At 41.6% G+C, this 26,161-nt stretch carries 18 protein-coding genes and 1 pseudogene; 8 read left to right on the top strand and 11 right to left on the bottom strand.

Translation table 11 applies throughout. The features are described from left to right. Window positions 1-6 precede the first annotated feature (6 nt). Genes mukF through mukB form a run of 3 tightly spaced genes read left to right on the top strand, consistent with a single transcriptional unit; the run spans window position 7 to window position 6,477 of the window. A complete protein-coding gene (gene mukF, locus EAE91_RS04275) occupies window positions 7-1,329 on the top strand; it encodes a chromosome partition protein MukF (protein WP_036806809.1) in 1,323 nt (440 codons plus the stop codon). Next, the gene (gene mukE, locus EAE91_RS04270) at window positions 1,310-2,032 is read left to right on the top strand and encodes a chromosome partition protein MukE (RefSeq protein WP_214087395.1); all 723 of its coding nucleotides are present in this window, start codon (window positions 1,310-1,312) and stop codon (window positions 2,030-2,032) included. Before mukF ends, mukE begins: the two co-directional genes overlap by 20 nt. Beyond that, window positions 2,029-6,477 (top strand): chromosome partition protein MukB, encoded by a 4,449-nt coding sequence (gene mukB, locus EAE91_RS04265; protein ID WP_214087394.1) that lies wholly within the window; start codon window positions 2,029-2,031, stop codon window positions 6,475-6,477. The genes mukE and mukB overlap by 4 nt, the downstream gene beginning before the upstream one ends. Window positions 6,478-6,623: 146 nt before the next feature. Here the strand turns inward: mukB and EAE91_RS04260 are convergent, their stop codons facing one another. Both EAE91_RS04260 and EAE91_RS24905 read right to left on the bottom strand, forming a co-directional pair. Beyond that, window positions 6,624-6,914: a HigA family addiction module antitoxin gene (locus EAE91_RS04260; RefSeq protein WP_214087393.1), complete on the bottom strand. Its 291-nt coding sequence runs from the start codon at window positions 6,912-6,914 to the stop codon at window positions 6,624-6,626. Between the two features lie 19 nt (window positions 6,915-6,933). Continuing rightward, window positions 6,934-7,287: a type II toxin-antitoxin system RelE/ParE family toxin gene (locus tag EAE91_RS24905; protein ID WP_376744764.1), complete on the bottom strand. Its 354-nt coding sequence runs from the start codon at window positions 7,285-7,287 to the stop codon at window positions 6,934-6,936. Between the two features lie 357 nt (window positions 7,288-7,644). On the opposite strand from EAE91_RS24905, the gene EAE91_RS04250 reads away from it, so the two are divergent. The 3 genes from EAE91_RS04250 to EAE91_RS04240 all read left to right on the top strand — a co-directional run bounded on the left by EAE91_RS04250 (window position 7,645) and on the right by EAE91_RS04240 (window position 9,217). Continuing rightward, window positions 7,645-7,884 carry a type II toxin-antitoxin system prevent-host-death family antitoxin gene (locus EAE91_RS04250; protein WP_214087392.1) on the top strand — a complete coding sequence of 80 codons (240 nt, stop codon included), beginning with the start codon at window positions 7,645-7,647 and terminating at the stop codon, window positions 7,882-7,884. 146 nt (window positions 7,885-8,030) lie between these two features. Further along, window positions 8,031-8,957 carry an Rpn family recombination-promoting nuclease/putative transposase gene (locus EAE91_RS04245; protein ID WP_214087391.1) on the top strand — a complete coding sequence of 309 codons (927 nt, stop codon included), beginning with the start codon at window positions 8,031-8,033 and terminating at the stop codon, window positions 8,955-8,957. 50 nt (window positions 8,958-9,007) lie between these two features. Next, the gene (locus EAE91_RS04240) at window positions 9,008-9,217 is read left to right on the top strand and encodes an Rpn family recombination-promoting nuclease/putative transposase (RefSeq protein WP_376744763.1); all 210 of its coding nucleotides are present in this window, start codon (window positions 9,008-9,010) and stop codon (window positions 9,215-9,217) included. Between the two features lie 121 nt (window positions 9,218-9,338). On the opposite strand, the pseudogene EAE91_RS04235 reads toward EAE91_RS04240, so the two are convergent. Further along, window positions 9,339-9,611: pseudogene (locus EAE91_RS04235) on the bottom strand (fucose-binding lectin II); the annotation flags it as partial. Between the two features lie 436 nt (window positions 9,612-10,047). Next, window positions 10,048-10,938 carry an N-acyl homoserine lactonase gene (locus EAE91_RS04230; protein WP_244868657.1) on the bottom strand — a complete coding sequence of 297 codons (891 nt, stop codon included), beginning with the start codon at window positions 10,936-10,938 and terminating at the stop codon, window positions 10,048-10,050. A gap of 183 nt (window positions 10,939-11,121) precedes the next feature. On the opposite strand from EAE91_RS04230, the gene EAE91_RS04225 reads away from it, so the two are divergent. Both EAE91_RS04225 and EAE91_RS04220 read left to right on the top strand, forming a co-directional pair. Next, a complete protein-coding gene (locus tag EAE91_RS04225) occupies window positions 11,122-11,817 on the top strand; it encodes a helix-turn-helix transcriptional regulator (protein WP_214087390.1) in 696 nt (231 codons plus the stop codon). Window positions 11,818-11,940: 123 nt separating this feature from the next. Further along, window positions 11,941-12,810 carry a hypothetical protein gene (locus tag EAE91_RS04220; protein ID WP_214087389.1) on the top strand — a complete coding sequence of 290 codons (870 nt, stop codon included), beginning with the start codon at window positions 11,941-11,943 and terminating at the stop codon, window positions 12,808-12,810. A gap of 233 nt (window positions 12,811-13,043) precedes the next feature. Here the strand turns inward: EAE91_RS04220 and EAE91_RS04210 are convergent, their stop codons facing one another. The 7 genes from EAE91_RS04210 to EAE91_RS04180 form a co-directional block, all read right to left on the bottom strand. Continuing rightward, window positions 13,044-13,886: an Insecticial toxin gene (locus EAE91_RS04210; RefSeq protein ID WP_244868656.1), complete on the bottom strand. Its 843-nt coding sequence runs from the start codon at window positions 13,884-13,886 to the stop codon at window positions 13,044-13,046. A 236-nt stretch (window positions 13,887-14,122) separates the two neighbouring features. Further along, on the bottom strand, window positions 14,123-15,025 hold the full coding sequence (locus EAE91_RS04205) for a Pvc16 family protein (RefSeq protein WP_214087387.1): 903 nt from the start codon (window positions 15,023-15,025) through the stop codon (window positions 14,123-14,125). A 26-nt stretch (window positions 15,026-15,051) separates the two neighbouring features. Next, window positions 15,052-17,136 (bottom strand): ATP-binding protein, encoded by a 2,085-nt coding sequence (locus tag EAE91_RS04200; protein WP_214087386.1) that lies wholly within the window; start codon window positions 17,134-17,136, stop codon window positions 15,052-15,054. Window positions 17,137-17,145: 9 nt separating this feature from the next. After that, entirely contained in the window at window positions 17,146-19,068 is a 1,923-nt protein-coding gene (locus tag EAE91_RS04195) for a contractile injection system tape measure protein (protein WP_214087385.1), read from the bottom strand. A 68-nt stretch (window positions 19,069-19,136) separates the two neighbouring features. Further along, on the bottom strand, window positions 19,137-20,399 hold the full coding sequence (locus EAE91_RS04190; RefSeq protein WP_214087384.1) for a tail fiber protein: 1,263 nt from the start codon (window positions 20,397-20,399) through the stop codon (window positions 19,137-19,139). A gap of 122 nt (window positions 20,400-20,521) precedes the next feature. Further along, the gene (locus tag EAE91_RS04185) at window positions 20,522-23,401 is read right to left on the bottom strand and encodes a hypothetical protein (protein ID WP_214087383.1); all 2,880 of its coding nucleotides are present in this window, start codon (window positions 23,399-23,401) and stop codon (window positions 20,522-20,524) included. Continuing rightward, entirely contained in the window at window positions 23,394-26,099 is a 2,706-nt protein-coding gene (locus EAE91_RS04180) for a hypothetical protein (RefSeq protein ID WP_214087382.1), read from the bottom strand. Before EAE91_RS04180 ends, EAE91_RS04185 begins: the two co-directional genes overlap by 8 nt. Between the last annotated feature and the right edge of the window lie 62 nt (window positions 26,100-26,161).

The following is a 26,161-nucleotide window of genomic DNA, read 5'->3' as shown; positions in this document are numbered from 1 at the left end:
CAAATTATGAGTGAATATTCCCAGACTGTCCCGGAACTGGTGTCTTGGGCCAGGAAAAACGATTTTTCCATCTCCTTGCCCGCAGAAAGATTGGCTTTTCTGATGGCAATTGCGGTGTTGAACAGCGAGCGTCTGGATGGCGAGATGAGTGAAGGGGAGCTGGTTGATGCCTTTCGTGAAGTTTGCAAAGGATTTGAGCAGACCACAGAATCTGTTGCTGTGCGGGCCAACAATGCCATCAATGATATGGTGCGTCAGAAAATTCTTAATCGTTTTACCAGTGAATTGGCCGAGAGCAATGCAATTTATCGCTTAACCCCGCTTGGGATGGGTATCAGTGACTACTACATTCGTCAGCGGGAATTTTCTACCTTACGTCTTTCGATGCAACTTTCGGTAGTGGCGAGTGAGTTGCATCGGGCAGCGGAAGCGGCAGAAGAAGGGGGAGATGAATTTCACTGGCACCGTAATGTTTTTGCGCCGCTGAAATATTCTGTTGCAGAAATCTTCGACAGCATCGACATGTCTCAGCGCGTAATGGACGAGCAGCAAAGCTCGGTGAAAGAAGATATTGCGGCGTTGTTGAATCAAGATTGGCAAGCAGCGATTGCCAACTGTGAGCAACTGTTATCCGAAACATCAGGCACGTTGCGGGAACTCCAGGACACACTAGAAGCGGCTGGAGATAAACTACAGGCTAATTTGCTGCGTATTCAAGAAGCCAACATGGACAGTGGCGGCTCAGAACTGGTTGATAAACTGGTATTTGATCTGCAAAGCAAACTGGACCGTATTATCAGTTGGGGTCAGCAGGCGATTGATTTATGGATTGGCTATGATCGTCACGTTCACAAATTTATCCGTACGGCGATTGATATGGATAAAAACCGTATTTTCTCTCAGCGTTTACGTCAATCAGTTCAACACTATTTTGATAACCCGTGGACTCTCACCATTGCTAACGCTGAACGTTTGCTCGATATGCGGGACGAAGAATTGACGTTACGTAATGAAGAGGTGACCGGTGAACTGCCATTAGCGCTGGAATATGAAGAATTCAGTGAAATAAACGAACAACTGGCAGAAATGATTGAAAAAGCGCTGTTGATATATCGGCAGGAACAGCGCCCACTGGATTTAGGTGCAGTGTTAAGGGATTACCTCGCTCAGCATCCGCTCTCTCGTCACTTTGATGTGGCGCGTATTTTGGTGGATCAGGCTGTACGATTGGGTGTGGCAGAAGCGGATTTCTCTGGGTTGCCAGCGGAATGGTTAGCGATTAATGATTACGGAGCCAAGGTACAGGCACATGTCATCGACACATATTGAACAATTTATGTCAGTTAAACTGGCACAGGCGTTAGCCAATTCACTTTTCCCGGAACTGGATAGCCAACTTCGTGCGGGTCGTCATATCGGGATAGATGATCTTGATAATCATGCTTATCTGATGGATTTTCAGGAGCAACTGGAGGAATTTTACGCCCGCTATAATGTGGAACTGATCCGTGCGCCAGAAGGTTTCTTCTATCTGCGTCCCCGTTCGACGACCTTGATCCCGCGCTCGGTATTATCAGAGCTGGATATGATGGTAGGAAAAATTCTCTGTTATCTCTATCTCAGCCCGGAACGCCTGGCTAATCAGGGGATTTTTACTGCTCAAGAGCTGTACGAAGAGCTGATCTCGCTGGCCGATGAGGGCAAGTTGATGAAATTTGTCAACCAGCGCTCCTCCGGTTCCGATTTAGATAAACAGAAATTGCAGGAAAAAGTGCGCACGACACTGAACCGTCTGCGTCGTCTGGGTATGGTCTATATCCTGCCGAATGACAACAACAAATTTACCATTACTGAGGCGGTATTCCGTTTTGGTGCGGATGTGCGCAGTGGCGACGATCCTCGTGAAGTACAACTGAGGATGATCCGTGATGGTGAGGCAATGCCGATTGAAGGCGGCTTGTCGCTTGATGATAGTGAAAATGATGAAACACCGGATAACTCAGCAGAAGATGCGGGAGATGAACAACCATGATTGAACGCGGTAAATTTCGTTCACTGACGCTGGTTAACTGGAATGGCTTTTTTGCCAGAACATTTGATCTTGATGAATTAGTCACAACCTTATCAGGCGGTAATGGTGCGGGTAAATCCACCACGATGGCGGCTTTTGTCACCGCGCTGATCCCTGATTTAACCTTGTTGCATTTCCGTAACACCACCGAAGCCGGTGCCACTTCCGGTTCCCGTGATAAAGGTTTGCACGGTAAATTGCGTGCGGGGGTCTGTTACTCAACGCTGGATGTGATTAACTCTCGGCATCAGCGTGTCATCGTTGGGGTGAGGCTGCAACAGGTTGCAGGGCGTGACCGTAAGGTTGACATCAAACCCTTTATGATCCAAGGCTTGCCAACCGCTATTCAACCTACGCAGCTATTAACTGAAAATGTGGGTGAAAGACAGGCGCGTGTATTGCCACTGAATGAACTGAAAGATCGTCTTGATGAGATGGAAGGCGTGCAGTTCAAACAATTTAACTCCATCACCGATTATCATGCGCTGATGTTTGATTTGGGAGTGATACCCAAACGCCTGCGTTCGGCCAGTGATCGCAGTAAATTTTATCGTCTGATCGAAGCTTCCCTGTACGGCGGTATTTCCAGCGCCATTACCCGTTCCCTGCGTGATTATCTGTTGCCGGAAAACAGTGGTGTTCGCAAGGCATTTCAGGATATGGAAGCAGCACTGCGTGAAAACCGTATAACGCTGGAAGCTATCCGGGTAACCCAATCTGATCGCGATCTGTTCAAGCACTTGATCACCGAAGCAACTTCTTACGTTTCCGCTGATTATATGCGCCATGCTAATGAACGGCGTACCCATCTGGATCAAGCACTGGCATTGCGTGGAGAGCTATTTAGCAGCCATAGGCAACTGGCAACCGAGCAGTATCGCCATGTCGAAATGGCGCGGGAACTGGAGGAACAGAGTGGAGCTTCTGTTGATTTAGAAGCTGATCATCAGGCGGCCAGTGATCACCTGAATCTGGTGCAAACCGCCATGCGCCAGCAGGAAAAAATTGACCGTTATCAGGGAGATCTGGAAGAACTCTCTTACCGTTTGGAAGAGCAGACTGAGGTTGTTGAAGAAGCAGCGGAAATTCAGTCTGAATATGAAGCCAGAGCGGAAGCGGCAGAGCAGGAAGTCGATGAGCTGAAAAGCCAGTTGGCGGATTACCAGCAGGCGCTGGACGTTCAGCAAACCCGCGCTATTCAGTATCAACAGGCGCTACAAGCGCTGGAACGTGCTCGTGAGCTTTGTCGGTTACCGGATCTTGCCGCTGATAATGCAGAAATATGGTTGGAAACTTTTCAGGCTAAAGAGCAGCAGGCGACAGAAGCCTTGTTGGCATTGGAACAGAAATTAAGTGTTGCTGATGCGGCACATAATCAGTTCGAACAAGCGTATCAATTAGTCAAAAGTATGGTTGGTGAAATCAGCCGTAGCGAAGCGTGGCAGAGCGCCCGGGAATTGCTGCGTGATTGGTCGTCACAGCGACATCTGGCGGATCGAGTTCAGCCGTTACGCATGCAGTTGGCTGAATTGGAGCAGCGCCTGAACAACCAACAAAATGCGGAACGTTTATTAAGCGAATTTTGCAAACGTCAGGGACGGCAGTATCAGGCCGAAGAGCTGGAAGGATTACAAAATGAACTTGAAGCCCGGCAGGATGCGTTAAGTCTGAGTGTCAATGAAAGCGGTGAACGCCGTATGGAGATGCGCCAGGCGCTTGAACAACTGAAACAGAAAATTCAGTCACTGACTGCCCGCGCCCCAGTTTGGCTAGCTGCGCAGGATACCCTGCATCAGCTATGCGAACAGAGCGGTGAAACACTGACAAGCAGTAATGACGTGACTGAATATATGCAGCAACTACTTGAACGTGAGCGTGAAGCCACGGTAGAGCGTGATGAAGTTGCGGCGCAAAAACGTGAACTGGAAAAGCAGATCGAGCGCCTCAGTCAACCGAGCGGAGCGGAAGATAGCCGGATGATTGCGCTGGCGGAACGTTTCGGTGGGGTTTTGCTGTCAGAAATTTATGACGATATCACCATTGATGATGCACCGTACTTCTCTGCCTTGTATGGGCCTGCGCGACATGGCATTGTGGTGCCCGATCTCTCCTTGGTGCGTCCACATCTTGAAACGCTGGAAGATTGCCCGGAAGATCTCTACTTAATTGAAGGTGATCCGCAATCCTTTGATGACAGCGTATTTAACGCCGAAGAGCAGGCAAATGCGGTACTGGTCAAATCGTCTGATCGTCAATGGCGTTATTCCCGTTATCCTGAATTGCCGTTGTTTGGTCGTGCCGCCAGAGAAAACCGTCTGGAAGCTTTGAATCTGGAGCGCGATACCTTGGCAGAGCGTTATGCCACGCTCTCTTTTGATGTGCAGAAAATTCAGCGTGCGCATCAGGCATTCAGCCAGTTTGTGGGTAAACACCTCTCTGTGGCATTTGATACCGATCCGGAAGCGGAAATCCGCGAACTGAGGCAGCGTCACACGGAACTGGAGCGTGAACTATCCCGGTTTGAAGAACAGACTCAACAGCAGCGTCAGCAATATACTCAGGCTAAAGAGAGCCTGACGGCATTAAATCGCCTGCTTCCTCAAATCACGTTATTGCTGGATGAAACCTTAATCGATCGCGTAGAAGAGATACGCGAAGAATTGGATGAAGCGCAAGAAGCAGCCCGTTTCCTGCAACAACATGGCTCGGCACTGGCGAAATTGGAGCCGATGGTTGCGGTTCTGCAAAGTGATCCACAGCAGCATGAACAGTTGCAACAGGACTATGAAACGGCCAAACAGAGCCAGCATCAGGCTAAACAGCGGGCTTTTGCGCTGGTGGAAGTGGTACAGCGCCGTGCGCATTTTAGCTACAGCGATTCTGCCGGTATGCTCAACGAAAATGCGGATCTGAATGACAAACTGCGTCAGCGTCTGGAACATGCAGAATCGGACCGCAGTCGCGCCCGCGAACAATTGCGTCAACAGCAAGCGCAGTATTCCCAATTTAACCAAGTGTTGGCATCGCTAAAAAGCTCTTACGAAACCAAACAGGATATGCTGAAAGAGTTGCACCAAGAGATGAAAGAGATTGGTGTTCAGGCGGACGCGAATGCTGAAATGCGCGCCCGCGAGCGCCGTGATCGACTCCATGAAGCACTCAGCACTAACCGTTCCAGAGTCAACCAGCTTGAGAAGCAGATCGCTTTTTGCGAAGCGGAAATGGATAGCTTGCAGAAAAAACTGCGTAAGCTGGAACGTGATTACTATCAAATCCGTGAACAGGTGGTTTCTGCCAAGGCGGGCTGGTGTGCAGTGATGAGGATGGTGAAAGATAATGGCGTTGAGCGTCGTCTGCATCGCCGTGAACTGGCGTATATGGAGGGTGGCGCATTACGTTCCATGTCGGATAAGGCGTTGGGTGCGTTGCGTTTAGCAGTGGCTGATAACGAACATCTACGCGATGCGCTGCGTTTGTCCGAAGATCCAAAACGCCCTGAACGTAAAATTCAGTTTTTCATTGCCGTTTATCAGCACCTGCGTGAACGCATTCGTCAAGATATTATCCGCACTGACGATCCGGTTGATGCCATTGAACAGATGGAAATTGAACTGGCCCGTTTGACGGAAGAGCTGACTGCCCGCGAGCAAAAACTCGCCATCAGTTCGAAGAGTGTGGCGAATATTATCCGCAAAACCATTCAGCGCGAGCAGAACCGCATCCGCATGCTAAACCAAGGGCTGCAAGCTGTTTCCTTCGGACAAGTCCGTGGTGTGCGGTTGAATGTAAACGTGCGTGAAAGCCATGCGATATTGCTGGATGTGCTTTCTGAACAGCAAGAACAGCATCAGGATCTATTTAACAGCCAGCGATTAACCTTCTCGGAAGCAATGGCAAAACTTTATCAGCGCCTAAATCCACAAGTAGATATGGGACAGCGCTTGCCGCAAACCATCGGTGAAGAGTTGTTGGATTATCGCAACTATCTGGAACTGGATGTTGAAGTTAACCGTGGATCGGATGGTTGGTTAAAAGCAGAGAGTGGTGCGTTGTCTACTGGTGAAGCGATCGGTACCGGCATGTCCATTCTGGTGATGGTGGTGCAGAGTTGGGAAGAAGAATCCCGCCGCCTGCGTGGTAAAGATATTTCCCCTTGTCGATTGTTATTCCTTGATGAAGCGGCGCGTCTGGATGCTAAATCCATTGCCACTCTATTTGAACTATGCGAACGACTGCAAATGCAGTTAATTATCGCTGCCCCGGAAAATATCAGTCCTGAAAAAGGGACCACTTATAAATTGGTGCGTAAAGTATTTAAAAACCACGAACATGTGCATGTGGTAGGGCTGCGAGGATTTGGTCAGGATGTGCCGACAACCCAATTGATTTCAGATGCTACTGCTTAATCAAATGGATGGCTTGCGATAGTCATAAAAATAAAGATATTGATTGCGCCACGGATGGTGCAACAGATTATTGACAAAGTGCTGGTTTTTTCATCCAGCACTCTGTTTTAATTCAGCTCCGTTCACCAGACGGAGCTTGCTGCTATTTAAGGTGCTGGCGTAAACAGGGGAGTTAGACGAGTTAAATCTATTTCCTGTTTAACTTGTGCCAAGCTATACGCTTCCTGGAGTCTCAGCCACATTTCCGGCGTACTGCCGATCACGTTGGCTAAACGAACCGCCATTCCTGGCGTTACTGCCGCGCTACCTTCAACAACACGCCCAATAGTTGACGGTGAGACATCCAGCGCACGTGCAAGCGCTCTAAGACTAATATTTAAGTGCTCCATCTCGTCAGAGATGTAGCGCCCCGGATGGGGTGGCATACGTTTAGTCATTAATGATAGTCCTCGTAGTTCAGTATATATACCCGTTATCTTTCAAGTTGCCTCTTTGTTGGCTGCACTCACTCACCCCGGTCACATAGTTTGCTATGCTCCCGGGGATTCGCTCCCTTGCCGTCGCGATGCACCTTGAAATCCATAGGGTATAAACATCACCATCGTTAAATTCGAAAGTTAACCTCCAGTTATCCGATACGTTTACCGCCCAAATGCCCTTTCGATCTCCTGTAAGTGGGTGAAGTTGAAAACTCGGTAAACTCAAATCATTCAGGCAGCTTGCTAAATCTAATGCGTTTAACAGCAGGTCTAGCCTGTTAGCATGGTGGGCAACAATTCCCGCTGTGGTTCCCTTCTCATAACCCTTTATGGTTCCTAAAAATCATTTGGTCCGTCAAATCGATGCCACCATTGATTTCGAATTTATTTATCCGCGAATTAGTTGCCTCGTTGTATTGCCACAATAATAACGCCCTAGTGGGGGATTAAACTGGGTTAATGAGGAAAATGGATGGCGCAATAGATATTTAGCTTGAAAGATTTGTACCATTATTTTTTGCTTATTAAGATTCGGTATTATTGATACGAGAAAAGGACATATTATGCGGAAGACAACATATATACCCGTCATTTTTCAAGTTGCTTCTTTGTTGGCTGCACTCGATCACCCCGGCCACATAGTTTGCTATGCTCCCGGGGATTCGTTCCTTTGCCGTCGCGATGCATCTTGAAATCCATAGGGTATAGCGTTGCAAAGGAAAATCTTGCTTCGATAATGGATCAAGTTGTTCAGGATTGTACACCAATATTGATCACCAGACAAAACGGTGGCGATTGCGTTATTATTTCAAGTGCAGAATATGCAAGCCTTGAAGAAACTGCTTATTTACTACGTTCATCCGCTAATGCAAAACATTTACTTAAATCATTGGAGCAGGTAAATAGCGGAAATTTGCAGGAAAGGTAACTAACCTGAACTTCGCTTAAGAAGGAAATTAAAGTATCTGAGATACGATCAAAGTTTTTGTCAAAGAAAATTCAAGACATCTCAGTCCGCTTGGTTTCTTGCTTAATATTCCTTCAATATAAAAGAAAGTATGCTACCATTCACCGATGAAGAGAAAAAATACCCCAACGCCACATGACGCTGTTTTTAAACAGTTTTTAAGTCATATTGATACTGCCAGAGACTTTTTGGAGATACATTTGCCTGCGACATTACGGGCAGTTTGTGATCTGGATACACTGCGGTTGGAATCAGGGTCGTTTATTGAAGACAATCTGCGGGCGCATTATTCCGACATTTTGTATTCATTGAAAACGGCTCAGGGTGACGGTTATGTGTATTGTGTGATCGAGCACCAAAGTTCTCCGGACAAAATGATGGCATTTCGATTAATGCGCTACGGTATTTCAGCCATGCAACGGCATCTGGAGCAGGGACATGAAAAATTGCCGCTGGTCATTCCGGTGTTGTTCTATCACGGTAAAATACAGCCGTATCCTTGGAGCACCAATTGGCTCGACTGTTTCGATGATCCGGCCCTGGCGGAGGAAATCTATTCCAATAAATTCCCGCTGGTAGATGTGACGGTAATTCCGGATGATGAAATTTTGACGCACAAACGGGTCGCGCTACTGGAAATGGTGCAAAAGCATATCCGGCAGCGAGATATGGCAGAGCTGCTGCAAGAGTTGGTTATACTGCTGACGTATGATTACTATACGGATGAACAGCTAAAAAGCGTGCTAAACTACTTATTACAGGTGGGAGATACCGCCGATCCAGAGGGTTTTATTCGGCGACTGGCAGAACAGTCCCCGAGGTATGAGGAGGTACTGATGACAATAGCACAAAGATTGGAACATAAAGCACGTCAGGAAGGGCGTCAGGAAGGGCGTCAGGAAGGACGTCAGGAAGGACGTCAAGAAGCAACGTTAAAAATTGCTCATGCATTGCTGAACAGCGGAATCGATTGTGAAACAGTGATGAAAACCACCGGTCTGAGCCAGAACGAACTGGAGCAAATACGCCACTAACTCGTCTTGAGAGTTCTCAATCAGCATTCAACGATTCGTGTGAGAAGAGGATCTTACGGAGACTGGCAGAACAGTCCCCGAGGTATGAGGAGGTACTGATGACAATAGCACAAAGATTGGAACATAAAGCACGTCAGGAAGGGCGTCAAGAAGGACGTCAAGAAGCAACGTTAAAAATTGCTCATGCATTGCTGAACAGTGGAATTGACCGTGAAACTGTGATGAAAATCACCGGTCTGAGCCAGAGTGAGCTTGAATAAATGTCCGACAAAATTACTGTATTTCTTCCAAATACTACTATTTATTTTACGGTAGTCATATGAGTGGGAAAAAATGCGCCACGGAGGGCGCAATAATTATTCGAAACCAAGTATTTTTAGTTTATGTCAGAGGCCAATTTAAAAACACTACGCTATCATTGTAATGACTATTGGTACCATTTTCAGTGCTGATAATAGCTGTTCCCGGTTTTCCATCAAATATATTATCGAAATAATGTAGCTTACATGGTTTGCTATCCCCTTCAATCTCAATACAGATTTTGCCTGTACCTGATGTGTAGGCTTTAGTCGCCATTAAATTATTTTGCCCTTTACCGGTTAATGTATCTACCAGAAGATCGTCAATATATACTTTTACAGTTTGCGAAATATTTGCCTCCACTATTTTCTCGGTGACTTTACTATTTGCATTTAAAATATAAAAAGCGTTTATCACTTGGTTTTTATTGAAAAATATAGCTACCGCAATAACATGATTTATAGATGTTATTGTTTATATTTAAAAATTTAACCAATGGTTATTTAAATAATTTCCAATGAAACAAAACAATTATGGGCGGGGGATTTTTATATACAACATTAATTAATAACAGAGATTGTTAATGGATGTCTATTTTCTCTAGTTGTTCAATTTTAAGTATGATAAGTCGGTGGTAATGAATAAGGTTATTTTTATTGCTGGCCTTTTGCGACACCCTCTTTAGGGTGAGGAGGATATTAAAGTGGAGTTTTGTTTCATCACGAAGAGTGAAGGTGGATTACAGTAAGCTCAGTATGAAAAATAGAGCTTAAAGTAATCCAATAATCGTTTATGGCTTAATAACCTGATCTCTAATATTAAATTTGAATAATGCATCCTCATTTAAAGTTCTTGGTAGTAGCATTTTAACAATAGGCAAAAATTTACCTGTTGCGTTTTTATAATCACGCTGATCTTTTTGGGCATCAGCTAAACCTGAATTCTCTGAATAAAAAAGGGCTTCAATAGGTAATTTGTTAGGATCATTTTCTTCCCAGGTTGAAATTCTGATTTCATTCTGTTTTGGTGGAGTATTAGGAGTACGTGGAAGTTTTTTGATACTTTCTAACATTTGATAGAAAGCTATAGCTGGATTATTTACATCTTTAGTAACATTAAATCCACATTGAAAAAGATCTTGAGAGTTTACTTTCCTATAATTTTTTATCCAATCATCGGAATTCATCACATTTTGTTCTTGGCAAGATTTACCTTTACCTTTCGCCTTAGTAATATTTTCACCACAACCTTGATTCGCTCTCTCATTTGTATAGCCATCAATAGGAAATGCACATAATACAGAAAAATCGACTCTATCTTTAGGTGCGATATGTTCAGGGAAAACAATAAATCCATTTTTATATCCATAAGCTAAGCGTTTAAACTTGGCGTCTTTCCTTAAATATGAAAAAGAAACACCACCACTTTTTATAGATGATGGGCTAGGTTGCCAAAACTTATGATCATTTGAATGTATGGTGCCACGCAATATAACTCCAGAGCAAAGAAAAGCAGGTGATTGAGCATCACCACAATCTTTGACGGTATTATTATATTGTTGGGTTAATATATTGGCAATATCATTTTGTACATCGATTTCATTTTCCGTTTGCGTGAAAGCAAAAGTATTTTCTGAAAAAAAAACAATACTAAGGAGCAAACCTATGGCAGGCTTTTTCATAAAATCCTCACTTAATTTAAAGTGCGTTAATTGAAATTAAATTGTTCTTCATTCACTTCCTAATGAAGTTTTTCATTGTTTTGCTTATATCACAACTATCAGATTTGATAGTTGTTCTAGTCAATTATTGGACTAATCTTAGTATTAACGTTTTGAAATATTTAACAATACCCAGGTTAAATTATGATTGACTTATATGAATTTTATTCGGATTGTGTTGTTGAGGAGTTTAATGATCTCCATTTTGTTATTAAAACCATTCAATCTATTACTAATATAGAATGGTATTCTCTCTTTTACTCTTCAACTAAAAGTAATATTAAAGAATCAAATTTCATCACCAATAATGATCAATTAGCCTTAAACTATCAAAAAGATAAATATATCAATAACAATCCAATTTTTGAATATTGCATAAAAAACACTATCCCTTTCATATGGGATTGCAATAAACTAGAAAAAAAATCACTTTTTTCCCATGAAATTAAAGATTATGGAATAAATCATGGCATATCTTTTCCTATGCATGGTATTAATCATGAGTTTGGAATTTTAACTTTATCTTTTTATTGCAAAGAAGATGATTATATAAGGACAATAAATAAAAATTTCAATCAATTAATAGCATTAAGAGACATAATACTACACTATTTAATTATTTTAAAAAACAAAAAAAACAACATTAAATTAAGTAAAAGAGAAAAAGAAGTTTGCTCTTGGTATTTAATTGGAAAAACAACATGGGAGATATCACGCATACTTAATTGCTCAGAAGCAAATATTAATTTTCATTTTAAAAAAATTAGAGAAAAATTTAATGTTAACTCTAGAGGTGCAGCCATAATAAAAGCCATTGAGAATGGTCAAATAGAATTATGAAGCCTTGTTTTGCTATCAAAGTTGATAGTTGTGATATAAGCAAAACAGTGAAAAACTTCATTAGGAAGTGAATGAAGAATAATTTAATTTCAATTAACGCACTTTAAATTAAGTGAGGATTTTATGAAAAAGCCTGCCATAGGTTTGCTCCTTAGTATTGTCTTTTTTTCAGCAAATACTTTTGCTTTCACGCAAACGGGAAATGAAACCGATGTACAAAGTGATATTGCTAATATATTAACTCAACAATATAATAATACCGTCAAAGATTGTGGTGATGCTCAATCACCCGCTTTTCTTTGCTCTGGAGTTTTGATGAGAGGGACTCGGCCTGGATTTAATTTTTGGAAGTTAAATCCATCTTCTATAAAAAATAATGGAGTTTCTTTTTCATATTTAAGAAAAGATGCTAAATTTGGCAATACATTTGCTAGCGTAAATGGTTTTATTCTTTTTCCTGAACAGATGGCCCCTGAGGATAAGATTAAAGTTCCTGTATTATGCTCCTATGTTATTGATGCGAATACTTGGGGGCGTCAGGGAAATTATTGTGGCGCACCGCCTAAACCCTCAGATGGAAAATCATGCCAAGATTTTGGTGTTTTCACCGCTCATCAATTAAATAAAGCTATTGTAAGAAAATCTGCATGGGGAGTCTGTGCATTTGATGTTAGACCGACGGCTAAAGATCCAGCAGATGCTTTTTATCAAACATTACTTGCAATGCCTTATCATGGTAATGGTTTAAATTATAATGAGATAGTGGTTCAACCTTGGGATGAGAATAAGCCACAAACATTACCTATTGAAGCCCTTTTTTATTCAAACGGTGCAGGTTTAATTAATGCACAAAAAGATCAACGTGATTATAAAGATGCAACAGGTAAATTTTTACCTATTGTTCAAATCGAATTACCTAAAGGTACAAATGTAAAACAGGCAACAGATGCTGTATTTACATTTAACCCTAAAGATCAAGTTGTGAGTCAGTAATATAATATTGTAGTTATACCCTATGGATTCCAAGATGCATCGGAGCGGCAAGGGAGTGAATCCCCGGGAGAATAGATAACTATGTGACTGGGGGGAGCGCGTGCAGTCAACAAAATGATAAGAAGCTCGTTAATTCACTTAACGAGCTTCTTAAAGATATAGAAAGAACACCATTTTGCGGTGTTAATAAGTCTGAGCTAATACAGATTAGTCATTCTTTCTTGCCAGTATTATTAGTGAGATTTCCGGCTAAATCTGGCCATGCCCGGTTTTTGTGGATTGGAAACGAATCCGGGATTTCCAGCGCCCGGTTTCCAGCTTGTTTTCATTTTTGCGCCAATACTATTATAAAACTGATTCAGTTCATCGATATTATTGGCAATTGTCCATTGCCCTTTGCTGACAATAGCCACCGGAAATTCGCCGGGTTCAGCAACTGCTTTGACAATTCCCCCGCGTTTCTTTATCTCTTCTTTTTCTTTATCCATCGCAAAAGCAGGGTAGCTTACCTGAGGACCATGCCTAATAACATTATGTTCTGTATCTTCAAATGGTCGGTTTGAATCAGATTTAGCGATATATTTGTTAATGCGGTCGATGATTTTCTTTTCTGCTGATGAATTAGATGGCATTGAATGCGGTTGAGTGGTGAAACTAATCATGTCATGCATATCATAATCACCGGTGAAAGGCAGTGCGGCCCAGTTCTTTTTTTCTTTTAAAGGAGCCAGACTTGCTTCGAGGTTGTTTAAATCTATGGGATAAATTTTCCCATTGACCTGTTCATCTGATAAACCGTGACTGCTGCTCATATAAATACCTTCGAGACGCCCCGTTTCTTTATTCCAGTGGCCTACATAGCCTTCAATACCTGCATCTTGTACTTTCTTTATGACATCCGAGGCTTCATTTTTGGGATAAGCTTTGTTAATTGAACCGGGTTTAATGGTTTTTTCCAGAATATCATGCCCCTTGGCCGCAGCACCTTTACCTAAAGCTCTGAGTGTTGGTTCACCTGCTGCCCGAAAACTGACAGCAAAATTACCAAGTCTGGACGCTTTTTCAATTGCCTCCATATGGCCCTCCCAGATAAATTGTCTCTTAACTTCTTGGCGAACTGAGGAGTCGTTAGTCAGATTATTTGAAAGTGAAAGATGTCCATCTGAGGGGATTGATGATGGAGATGTTCTACGGCTATTCTTACTATTCTGTGTGGGTATTCTCTGAGAGTTAGAATATCTTGGCATGTTGATAAATCCTTGGTTATTAGTTTGATCTATTAATCTGTATAATTTTCTCTTTATTAATGATTTTATATTGAAATTAAATCATCAGAATTTTCTTTGGAGATAATAATACCTATCCCATTTACTTTAACCACGGCTTTTTGGCTATTTACCCAGATAGAAAGAATATCTTTTATTTTAGGTAAATAGGTTGAAAGGGTCATGCCGGAGACTTCAAGAACAACATGTTCATTTTCCTGATTATAATTATTATCTGTTGTGGGTTCGGTTATCAGATTCACTTTAGCCAGGGCAAGGCGAATATCTTCTGTACCACCTAAATCGGCACATAATTTATCTGCCAGAGCTTGGTTTATTTGTGAATTGTCCAGACTGGGTTTTTGAACCATCGAAGTGGATATTTGACTAATTGGTGTCATATTGTCTTTAATATCTTGCAGTTTCATTGGTACAGTAATGGAATAGAGTAAAGAGAGGCGAGGGCGATTACCCAGGGCTTGCCAAAAATTACCTAAGCTATTTAAATTTTCCTGTTGAGGAATAACTCGGGTATAAGCACCGGGAATACCGGTTAATTGGCGATTATTGATTAATGCATTTAAAATCCGTGTCATCACCTGTGCAGCTTGATTATTAGGTTGGCTGTCTGGGCTGGAGCTGTCACTAGAGGGTTTACTGGCATCCCAGTAGGTAATTAAATAGTTACAATTGATATTGATCCATCCCGGTAATAATGTGTTAGTTGCCGGGTTATAACGTCTTGATTCGGCAGATCGTAATTGTAGATCTTCGTGTATCTCATAAAGAAATACACTGACTGTCGGTTCCGATTGAATGGAGTTAATTTCGGGTAGATCAAAACGAATATCAATTTTTTGACCGGAAATGTCTAAATATTGAGATAAAATAGTATTTAATGCTTGATTAATCTCGATAATCGCATTGTCAGAAGCAATTATAGTAGCCATGTTTATATTCCTATTCTATTGAATATTTAAAAAGCTAATCGGCCAGTTTTATTTAATTCAAGTATCACGGCTCGATCTATATGTTTATTTTCGATTTGTGCACAGTTATCATTTGTTGATAATATTGATGACAATAGAGCAATATTTCTGATATTAGCCCCGGTTAAATCAGCTCGTTTAGCCAGATGGGCAAAATCAATTTCATTGGATAGTGTCAATTGTTCCGGCCAAATGACTTGCCACATTTTTTTACGTAACTCTTCATCAGGATAAGTAAAACGGGTAATAAAGGTAAAACGGCGGTTAAACGCACTATCTAAATGACTGCGATTATTGGTGGCTAAAATCACTAACCCCGGATAATTTTCCAATCGTTGTAACAGGTAAGAGACTTCAATATTTGCGTGCCTGTCTTGCGCATCTTTGGTCTCGCTGCGTTTGCCAAATAGGGCATCGGCTTCATCGAAAAACAGTACTCCGGAATCCGCTTCGGCCAGATCGAAAATACGGGAGATATTTTTTTCCGTTTCACCGATATATTTATTCACCACGGTAGAGAGATCAACTTTAATCAGATCAACATCGAGATAACCGGCAATCACCTCAGCAGCCATTGTTTTGCCGGTACCTGATTCTCCATAAAATAGGGCGCTAATACCGGTACCATAATTGATTTTTTCCTCAAAGCCGACGCTCAGCATTTGGTCGCGGTAATTAATCGCTGAGATAATTTCTTTTAATTGTTGCGCTAATGTGTCTGAAACCACTAAATCGTTAAAACTGCGTTTTGGGGTAATTCGTTGAGCCAGTTTGCCAAAATTCTGTTGGGCGCGGAAACTTAATGCTTGACGCAGATCAGTTTCTTCCAGTTGGCCTTCTGGTTGCCGAATCATTTGATATTGATAAGCTTCTTCAACAATCAGCGGTAATGTTTCCGCGGTAAAAGAGAAGCGTTGACATAGTTGAGTAATATTAATTTTTTGCGCGATATTTTCCGGTAAGCTTGCTTTCAGCAAGGTTTCTTTATCCGTCAATGTCGCAACGGGCATATTAATTTGCACCATTGGCAGGTGCTTAATCCAGACTAATGCATCTCCCGGTTCTACCAAGCAAACCACACGTAATTTCGGCTGATTCAGCAAAATAGATAAATTGCGCTGTAATGTTTTCTTTGTCTCTGTAAGCAAAGAAAAATTGCGAATTAATAAACAAGCGCTATGTAGCCGGGTTTCTCGGATTGCGTCTGCGAGCAGTCTGGATATTAGGGTTATGTTTTCTTCATCGGACAGGAGGGCTAAATCAAGAGTTAAGGTATTAATGCCATGAGATCCCATAATATTACTGATTGCTAATTCTCTGGCGCTACCCTCTTTTCCTCTGAGTATTATCAATGGGCGTATTTCGTTGGTTTCATTCAATAATATCTTTTTAAATGCATGATAAAGAGTTTGTGGATACCAATTATATGAGGCTGGCGTTTGCCAGTTAGCACAGGTTATTAGGGGCGGTAAAAGTGTTCGTTGTCCCGATAAAAAATGCCAGACAGTACTGTGGGTTAAAAATTGTGTTTGTAACCAGATAGATTCTTCGTGATTATTGAGTCGTAATAATTGATTATTGATTAACGGTGTTTGCGGTAGAAGACTGTTTTGCAGTAATTGCCGGTCACCTTGATATTGGAGAAATAACTCTATGGCTAAAGTAAAACTGGGCCACTGTTTTTTACTGCTACCATTTAGAACGGCAAATAACGCATGATAACGGCTATCGAAATGGGGTAATAAACCTAATAATAAAACATCACGTTCAAATTCAGTCAGTTCAAAACGTTCGACCAGCAATGATAATGCATCAAGGGTAGGGCTTGCCTCGATTTCTGGATTGCGAATAAGATTATTCGTTGTAGCTAGCCAATGAGGTATACCTTGCGGTGATATTAAACATTGTTCTACATCCTCTTCGGCCAGTAAAAAACTTTCCGGTAATGCATCGTACTGATCTCCCTTTTGATAATAGTATTGCTGTAATAGCAGGTCGATACGTTCCAAATGGGGATAAATCCAGTGTAGTTCAGCCACGTTACAGGGGTTATTTGTTAGTAGGTAATCCATATAAACCTTCTAAATATTTTTCCAGTCAATCTTTAAAGGGTGAGCCAGCCAGGGAAGCTTGGCGATATTTAATGGCCACGGCCAATCGGTTAATAGCACATCAAACGGCTGATGCTCTACTGTGATGTTGATTTCCTGCTCATTTATCAATAATTCACCTGGTCGTTGTAAAAACAACTGACGAGCATCATTGTGGCTTAACTTTTTCCAGCCGGGAAGTTGGCTGATAATGGCATCTAGCCATTGAGCTATGATCAATTGTTTTTCTGGTTCAACAGGGGTTAATTCAATCATTTCGTCAGCCATTAATCCACACAGAACGCTATTCAAAATATTTTGTTTTCCCGGTATTTCTTCTCTTCCCCAAATTAGATAGTCAAGGAAATTAACCGCGCTAAATTGGGCTTGACGATGAATAAATTTTTGCTCTTCAAGTAAGCCAAGTTGATTAAATAATGCGGGTAGCATCGGCCATAAAATCAATATTCCGGCGTTATTCACTTGATATGGTAGAGTTTGTTTAGGCAATAAAACTGATTCAGAATCTGTTTTCTTGATATTTTGTAATGGATTATCGTTATTTCCTGTAATATGCGGGTTGTTAGATGTTGATAATATTTTATGATTTTCAGAATATTGATCTTGGTGAGTGTTATTAATATCAGCGTGAGTAACAGGTAATTGCTTATTGGATTTATTTTTATTTGCATGGCTTGAAATAAAATGCTCTGGAGTATATTGATCTTCCTGATTATTAATAATTGATTTTTTACCGAATGTATTTTTATTCACATGGTTTGGAATAGAATGCTCAGGTAAATATTGATTTTCCTGAGCATTGATACTGTCATGATTAGTAGTAATTGATTTTTTACCGAATATATTTTTATTCGTATGGTTTGAAATAAGATATTCAGATAAATATTTTTCCTGCTGGATTTTAGAGATATTTCTATGATCAGTAGTTAATTCTATATTAGGGCAATTTTTATCTGTGTAGTTTGCAGTGAAACGTTCTGATAAATATTGATATTCTTCATCGGATAGATATTTTTTTCTGAATTCCGCGACAGTAATAGTTTGCCAAATCTGTTTTAACCAACTATTTAATGGAATATTATGAGTGATAATTTGGCGAAATAACGTAATAATGGATTCTGCATCAAGTGTACCGTTATCTAATTCAGTGGTGATATGTGATATTACTTTTTCATCCAGTTTAGGTATCTCCTGTATATTATTTATATGTATATATTGCAACGCATTTAGTATCAATTTTCCGGGGAAGACAGGCTCCCTTGGATATTGTGGTTTGTTTATTCCTTCGGATAGTCTGTGGTTGATAGCGCTTAATAAATTGGGTTGATTCAGCGCTATTAACTGTTGCAGACTTAGTTCAGATAAACAGCTTTTTGCTAATAACAAAACCCATTTATCTTCTATTCCAGCTAATTGATTAATTAGCTGTTGAATATTGATATCAATATTCTGATAATTATCTATTACCTCCATTGAATTTAATTCTTTATTTTTATGATTTAAATAATAAATAAAGTTTTCAATATTCATTAAGTTATTATCGTGTAATAAAGATGGATTGTTGTTTGTTTCCTGTGATTTTGATTGTTTTAGGGATGTTTTTTTCTCCTGATTATTAATTTGATAATGGCTTAATGCTTTACTCAGTTCGGTATTAAGTCGCACCGGGAATAGTGAATTAAAATTATGTAAACTTATTTCTCCAAGATCCAGAGTTAATGTGTCTAAATAGATATCCTGATTAATGGGATATTGGGTAAAGAATGTATTAAATAAGTTATTGATATCAGCTTGATTAAGCAGGGAGCCATGTAATACTTTTTTAGCCACCTGTAAATTATTAGCCTCAATAGTAATGGTAATCCGGTTTAACAGATTTGGCTCCCAAGGCATATTAAACTCTCATTGTTAATTGATATATGGTGAATATGAATGGATTTATATTACTGTGACTAGCTAATTTATTTTTTCATAATATATCTCATGAAATATACATTTGCTGCTACATGTGTTCCATATTCTAACTGCCAATAATTAGTACTTTTATTTGTAGAACCTGAAATTAAATTAATATAGTCAGTTGAGCCATGCTTATCACTATTAGTATTTAAGTTAGGAGTACCATTACTTCCATCACACCATACCCAACCAGAAGGAGGGTTATCATAATTATTGCCATAGAATGGCACAATTGTTCCTGATGGGATAATTAGATCAGCGAGTGCTGATGCAATTGATTTAAGATCAATGCTTACGCCATCACTGTCTACTTTAATACCATTACCAGCCTTAGCTTTTACAGAGACGCCATTACTATCAACGTGAATACCATTGCTGGCCTTAACATCCAATCCTCCTCCAACTGTTACCCCCCAACCAAGATTCACAGAGATTCCTGTGGGATCAACTCTAATTGTGTTATCTTTGGATTTTACAGAGACACCATTCCAATCAGCAGTAATACCATTGCCGGCCTTAACATCTAATCCATCACCTATTTTTATTCCCCAACCAAGTCTTACAGATATCCCTGTAGATTCGACGTTTATTGTATTATCTTTGGCTTTTACAGCGACACCACTACCATCAACATTAATACCGTTACCTGCTTTAACTTTTACACCTTCGTTAACTATTTCAATCCCGTCATGATTATTCACTTCAAGTTTATCGTTATTAATCCACAACCCCCTGCCGGTATTTACCGCTAATCCACCAGCGTCAGTTAGTAGGCTTTTATCTTTGACTTTTACAGCGACGCCATTACCATCAACATTAATGCCATTATTTGCCTTAATTTTTACACCGTCTGTACCCAGACTTAATCCACTTACGCCACTCCAACCATTACCAGAATTACCTCCTGCTAATTTTAAATAAAGGCCAGAACCGTCAGTTACTGTAATACCACCGCTCGGCCAACATTTAACAGCTATGCCGCTTGAATCAACGGAAATACCGCCGGTAGGATTAGTTTTTACTGATAGTCCATGATTATTATCCAGTTCCAGCCCTGAATTTGGATTATCAGTCTGATCCGGTGCTTTGCCCACTGTCCGGCGACCGATATCAGCAATATCAATCAAGTCTGAATAATCCGTTTGTAGGGGAATACTGCCTTCTTTAAATCGATTTTTTAGTTCATCTGATGAAGGTCCTATTGATTTAGGATTGGTATTTTCTGTATTGGATTGCGAAGTAGACAGATTATGTTTTTTTTCCATTTTAATAACCTTGTATATAATATTGAATGATTCTGTTTTAAATATTCTGTCAATATTGCCGTATAATGAAATGGCAATCAGAGAGAATATTTTATTTAACTCTGAAATCGATATTATTTAACTTAAATTTTTGGTACATATAATAACTGATTATCTTCTATTACCTTTTCGTTCCATTCGGTTCCAGAATCGCCAATAACCTCTTTGCGCTGCTGTTCGGTGGCAATGCGCATATTACCGGTACCGGTTGCCATTGAAGGTAAACGCCCTAACGTTAAGGTTTCTAAAATATTATAGGCTTCATCACCCAGAGGTGCGCCATTATTCTGCCAACGCTTATAAGTGCTGGCAAAATTCTTGAAATGTTCTGGTGATAGCCAGTGGAAAATCATGGAAAGATGAGCGGGAAATTCGGCTAAGATTTCCGTTTTTACCCACGCCTCCAGTTTATAAGGATCGACCTTATCATTCTCAATAAGTTGACGATTAATCACTACACTGACTATAAATGAGAAACGGTCCGCCAGCGCGTATTTTTCATTAGAAAAGTACCAATGATAGTGCCATGCGTCTTCTGATTTCGGGAAATCATATTGTTGACCTGATATTTTTTTAAGTAATATTCGACCTTGAATACGATCAAATTGCACTACCTGTGCTTTAAGTTCATAATCGGCGGGAGAATCACTACTAACTAATGTTTTTGTCGGTGGCCCATCGGGGGTAATAACATATTTCAGGGTAATTTCATCATTTTCTTCGATCATGGCAGGGAAGGGACTTTGGGGGCTGGAGGTAATCCAGCGTTCATCTTCTGTTCCCGTTTGATATATCTCACTGGCATAAACCAGTTGATAATCCATATCTTCCATCCATACCGGGCTATTACACCAGCGTAAATTACCTTGTTCAAACGCGGTTTTCACGCGGTCTAGATTACGCTCTAGATCAGTGCTATTACGGGTGTCAAGCGAGAAGGTGTCTCCGGTAATATCGGTGATCATTTGGCCCCGTAATGTGAATTTTCTGTCGCCTTCAATAATAATCAGATTAATCACTTGACCATGCAATAATTGGTCTGCCGTTCCTTTCTGGGTAATGATTAATTGATGATTTTGAGCATCGGACTCACTTTTTATTGCCAGATTATCCGGCTTTTGCTCACTGTCGAATTTCTTGTCAGGTTTTACCGGTAATAGCCGACGATGTTCAATCAGATAGAAAGGCAAATTAGCCAGGTTGGGTTTTTCTGTGAAACATTCTCCTCCCAGGCCAATGCGGGCAGCAATTCGTTTTTGTAGCGCAGACACTTTATCAACCCGAATATTATTACGCTGATAGGTTAATTCAGGTTGTTGCGCCAAATAACCGCGCTGAGTAAGGAGAAATTCCGATGAATTCAGGGTAAGTGGTCTGGCCGCGCGATGGGTGCCAAAATATTCCAATAAGTAATTCAGAATCGATAATTCTTTTGCATAATTTTGCGGATGGATATTCTTATCTTTGCCAATTTGGGCATCATCATTTAGTTGTTTGATTAAATCAGGCATGATCTCCTGATGGACTTTCTGACCGACAGTATTGGCTTTAAAAGGCCATTGTGCACCGCATATCTCATTTCCCCGTTGTTTAAAGGCTAACAGCTTCGGCAGAATAGCGAGTTCGGCGCAACCGTTAGCCAGCATCTGTTCAAAAGGCAACATAAATTGGTGCAAGTGTATTTGTTGTTGAGTCTCCGCGTAGGTCTGTAATTCATAGCAGGCGGGTAATTTATTGCTGACTGGATAATAGTCCCGAACTTTACGATGTTTGCCCCAGTTTAATAATTCGGGCTGTGTCTCAATCAAGGTCTCTGCAATAATCTTGCTCGCTATATCTTGTTTAGAAACGGCGACTTTTACTCCACCTTTGACGGTAATGGTGAGCGGGCTTGCCGGTGAGGAAATTAAGCCTAAGGGATCGTTACCCCATAGCCTGGGATAATATCCTTGAGCGATTGTCCAGGACCAATTATCGTCCGCTAGTGGAGAAATGTTTTTATCGTGCTGGTCTAATGACAATTGGGTAATACTCTGTATCCCCGGGATGGCCAGTAAACGATTAGCCAGATGGCTGAGCTTTAATTCTGTCGGCTTGGTGTAATCTTTGGCCGCAGGTAATTCGGGTATCCAGCCGTGATGTAAATAAGGTCCGGCGAATATTTCTTCATTGCTGTAACCTGATTCTTTCATGGCTTGCGTGGTATAACGTAACGGTGTTGTCAGTACCGTCTGTGCGGTTGTTATATAGACTTTGGCGAAGATGTCAGTAATATCTTTCACATCATCATCCAGCTCAAGATTAAGCTGTAATAGCAAATCCGTGGGTTGTAGCCAGATAATTTTACTGACGGATTCCCCCAGATTACGGTTGTTTTTTAAGAAAGCCGCCAGACTTTGCTGCGCTAATGTTTTATTGCTCTCAGTTTCCCGGGCAGGGAGGAGGTAAAGCCAGTAATTGCCTCTCAGCGTTAACTGTTGGCTGTCTGGCGTTTTAATGAAACTATATTCACGTTTTTCTTTGTTATACCAGTATTCATAGCGTTCGCTTTTAGGTTCACGAACTAGCTGTACATCGTTAAAGAAAAAGTAACCTCCGCTGGTGTCATTAACTGTGTCGCTGCTGTGCAGGTCCAGTAAGGCACGACGATAATCTTCCGCAGTAATGGGGCCACAGGTCAGCATTTGTTGTGGACCGAATTCCTGTGGAAAAATGCCATCGTCCGGTGTCTGTTCTTGTTTTTCCGGGGTAAGCAGATCGCGCAGGGGAAGCGAATGGCGATAGGCCAGATCAGATGCACCGTAACAACAGGCTTCTAATAAGGTAATACCGGGATCATTTTCTGCTGTATTGCTCCAGAGTTGCCCAGACTGTTGCTCAATGGCTGTCTTGGCTTGAGTGAGTAAGTTCTCAAAGGCGATGTCGTCTTTAACGATGGGAAACAGGGCATCCTGATTATTCATTGTTTGCTCCTTTATTAGCGGAACCCTTTTCTGACCAGACTAAGATTAGTACTTCATTGTCAGCGGCTTCTACACTGTCACCGACTGCTTCTGCGGTTTTGGACGATTTTTTCAACGTTAAGTTGGTGACTCGTTCAACTAAAGGTGACTGCTGAATGGTGGCTAATAATGGGTAGTAATCAATGCGGTTGCCGGTTGTTACGCCGATAGCGCTATCTTCCGCCCACGGCATATATTTTCGGCTGAGTTCCTGCTGTAACTGATAACGGCCATAGTCGGGATTAACTCCTGTGACAAACACCAGTTGATAGCTGATCAGCACGTCAACATAGGTAGGGTTGTCGATTTTAAGGGTGGTCCAGGGGCTGCTGAGTTGGCTTATCCATTCGACCATTTCCGCCAGTCGGGCTGGATTCAGGATCGGGCGCAGTGCATCATTGTTGTCTTTGTAACGGCTATTAGGGATCACAATCAGTTGTTGCGTTTCCGAGGCCGGGATTTTGGTTAATTCATTAGCGGAAGGGTATTTGACATCAAATATGCTGACGAATTGTTCTTTCAATAAAGTGACAATGTTATCCCAACTTAAAGCACGGTTACGGTGGGATAACCGAGGTGGAATTCGCGTGAGAAACGCGGGTTCTGTTTCTTTCGGCCGACCGTTCCAAGAAGCCCAGGGTTGCGTTACACGGCTAATGGCAGCGGATGTGCTGACTGTCTGTTTAATGCTATCGGCAACCAACCCATTGATAAAATGGTCATTTTCAATGCCTTCTGAGTTGATTAACGTGGCGGTGGTGGCGTTGTACAGTAGTCCTTGCATTCTTGGGTAATCTTGAGGGGCGGTCTGCTGAGTTATCTCTGTTTTCAGCCAGTATCGTCCTGCCGGCATCAAGGCTGATTGATTTGACGCGTCCTGTGGCAATAACGTACTCCATATCCCCCGGTCAAACAGATTGTGAGTTTGATCGTGAACCAGTTGATTTAATGGTTGCCAGGTGTTTTGCTGATTCAAATAAGACCAAGATAGCTTAAGTTCTTGAATACCGACCAGTTGCCAGTATAGGGATAAAGTTTGTCCCGGTAATACGTTGGTAAAGCCCAAATAGAGTGCGTCATTGGCGAATGAAGGGAGTTCTTCGTTTGGGTTTCCCCAACCAAAAGGCGTCAGGGGATAAACGGTGTATTGCTCAGTGTTGACTTTAGCGCTGAATGTGATTTGCAACGCGCTGATTTGTGGGGTGTAGGGTAAATTTTTACCGGTCGGATCTTGCCAGTATTGGGTGTGCATAAAATCCTGTTCAGCCAATTCTATGCGCACTGATGCAGGCCAGTCATTGGGGGATGGGCTATCAGTAACAGAGTAGTCCATTGCCGGTAAGGTAAAACTCAGGCTTTGTCCTTGAGGTGCATCGGTTCCGCCAAATAACGATGGGGTGCCAGTGAGCTGCTTTCTTTCCTGAGGTGTGACTAAATAGCCCTGAACTTTAAACGCGCTATTATCAGGTTCAGGGGTGTACCCTTTATACCACGCTTTAAAACTCATTGTGGGCAAGCCAACCCATTGCGGCGTCAGGGTAAGCGTCGCGTTTTCAGAACCATACCATTCAGGGGCAACCAGATTAAAGCCGGAACCCAACGAGGGAAATTGACCGAAGGGGAAACTGGTTTTATCTGTTTGTTCAGTTCCGCCATCGGAGGCATAGCGCACACTGCGGTTGCCGTTAATCTTGATTTCAATACCGGTAATTTTCGGCAACATAGGTTGCTGAGTGGTGCCTAATTTTAATACCGGTACGTTGAATGTCATGCCATCAAGGTTATCTGGCGGGCTGATAGGATCAGCCGTGGATGATAATCCAAGCTCAATATTCTTGTTGTCGATAAGTTTTACCGACAATGATAACCAGTGATCTTCTGCACTGATTTTCGCGGTGAGGTGTTCAGCTTGACCTGTCCAATCATTTTCCAGCGTCAATGTGATGTGACGTTCTCCCGTGGACATCGCAAATAAAGATGAGGTAATCAGATAACCGGATAGAACCGCCACATCATTGGCTGTTGGGCTAAAAAGTTGAATACCATTTTCGGGTAATGCAATGTTATCCGAAAGGTTAAGAGGTATCGCTGATTGCCAGCCATTGTTGCCGTCTTTCCGATACCAACGCAGGTCGGTCAGCGCTCCTTGATTCGCTAATAAATCCGTATCTGACGCATAGTGTAACGAATGACCGGCGCTATCTTGCCCGGCATCAAACAGCGTGCCTTGTGCGACCAGAAATTCCGCGTTATCCGTATTCAGAGTCACGCTGATGGCAACACTATCCGCTTGGGCGTTTCTGGGGTTCAGTCCCAATAATTCCCGGTAATAAAGATCACGGTGTCGTGCCGGGAAGGTGTTTAATAAGTGTTTGGTTGTTTCTAATAGTTTTAAAAAAGCCAATATAAAAGCCTGATGTGGCGGTAAAAGGCCATTGGCTTGATTAACATTTTGGTAAATATCGGCTAATTGCTGAGGATTATTTTTCTGAATAAAATAAAAACTGTCCCAGAACTGTTTTTTCTCTTGATCGAAAGGAATAATTGCGGCGTATTTTTTAAGCCAGTTTAAAATATCCAGCGTACTTCTTTCATCAAGTTTAAATGCAGTCTTTGGCACGATAGCGGTGAGTTTATTATCTAACTCGGCCTGTCCCATATTTACACCACCTATTATTTGAATATATTTCTGATCGATTGTCAGGAGATCATCGATAAGGT

Source organism: Photorhabdus noenieputensis (genome assembly GCF_018448935.1).
GTDB lineage: Bacteria > Pseudomonadota > Gammaproteobacteria > Enterobacterales > Enterobacteriaceae > Photorhabdus > Photorhabdus noenieputensis.
The sequence above is the reverse complement of the archived record's forward strand: the minus strand, read 5'-3'. Positions and strand labels throughout refer to the sequence as shown.

Bases quoted from the DNA above. Each gene is read 5' to 3' on its own strand.
- EAE91_RS04185 (WP_214087383.1), bottom strand. From the start codon at position 23,401: ATGAATAATCAGGATGCCCTGTTTCCCATCGTTAAAGACGACATCGCC.
- EAE91_RS04180 (WP_214087382.1), bottom strand. From the start codon at position 26,099: ATGGGACAGGCCGAGTTAGATAATAAACTCACCGCTATCGTGCCAAAG.
- EAE91_RS04260 (WP_214087393.1), bottom strand. From the start codon at position 6,914: ATGACTAAACGTATGCCACCCCATCCGGGGCGCTACATCTCTGACGAG.
- mukE (WP_214087395.1), top strand. From the start codon at position 1,310: ATGTCATCGACACATATTGAACAATTTATGTCAGTTAAACTGGCACAG.
- EAE91_RS04245 (WP_214087391.1), top strand. From the start codon at position 8,031: ATGAAGAGAAAAAATACCCCAACGCCACATGACGCTGTTTTTAAACAG.
- EAE91_RS04190 (WP_214087384.1), bottom strand. From the start codon at position 20,399: ATGGAAAAAAAACATAATCTGTCTACTTCGCAATCCAATACAGAAAAT.
- EAE91_RS04210 (WP_244868656.1), bottom strand. From the start codon at position 13,886: ATGGAGGCAATTGAAAAAGCGTCCAGACTTGGTAATTTTGCTGTCAGT.
- EAE91_RS04200 (WP_214087386.1), bottom strand. From the start codon at position 17,136: ATGGATTACCTACTAACAAATAACCCCTGTAACGTGGCTGAACTACAC.
- EAE91_RS04195 (WP_214087385.1), bottom strand. From the start codon at position 19,068: ATGCCTTGGGAGCCAAATCTGTTAAACCGGATTACCATTACTATTGAG.
- EAE91_RS04205 (WP_214087387.1), bottom strand. From the start codon at position 15,025: ATGGCTACTATAATTGCTTCTGACAATGCGATTATCGAGATTAATCAA.
- EAE91_RS04230 (WP_244868657.1), bottom strand. From the start codon at position 10,938: ATGAAAAAGCCTGCCATAGGTTTGCTCCTTAGTATTGTTTTTTTTTCA.
- EAE91_RS04220 (WP_214087389.1), top strand. From the start codon at position 11,941: ATGAAAAAGCCTGCCATAGGTTTGCTCCTTAGTATTGTCTTTTTTTCA.
- mukB (WP_214087394.1), top strand. From the start codon at position 2,029: ATGATTGAACGCGGTAAATTTCGTTCACTGACGCTGGTTAACTGGAAT.
- EAE91_RS04225 (WP_214087390.1), top strand. From the start codon at position 11,122: ATGATTGACTTATATGAATTTTATTCGGATTGTGTTGTTGAGGAGTTT.
- mukF (WP_036806809.1), top strand. From the start codon at position 7: ATGAGTGAATATTCCCAGACTGTCCCGGAACTGGTGTCTTGGGCCAGG.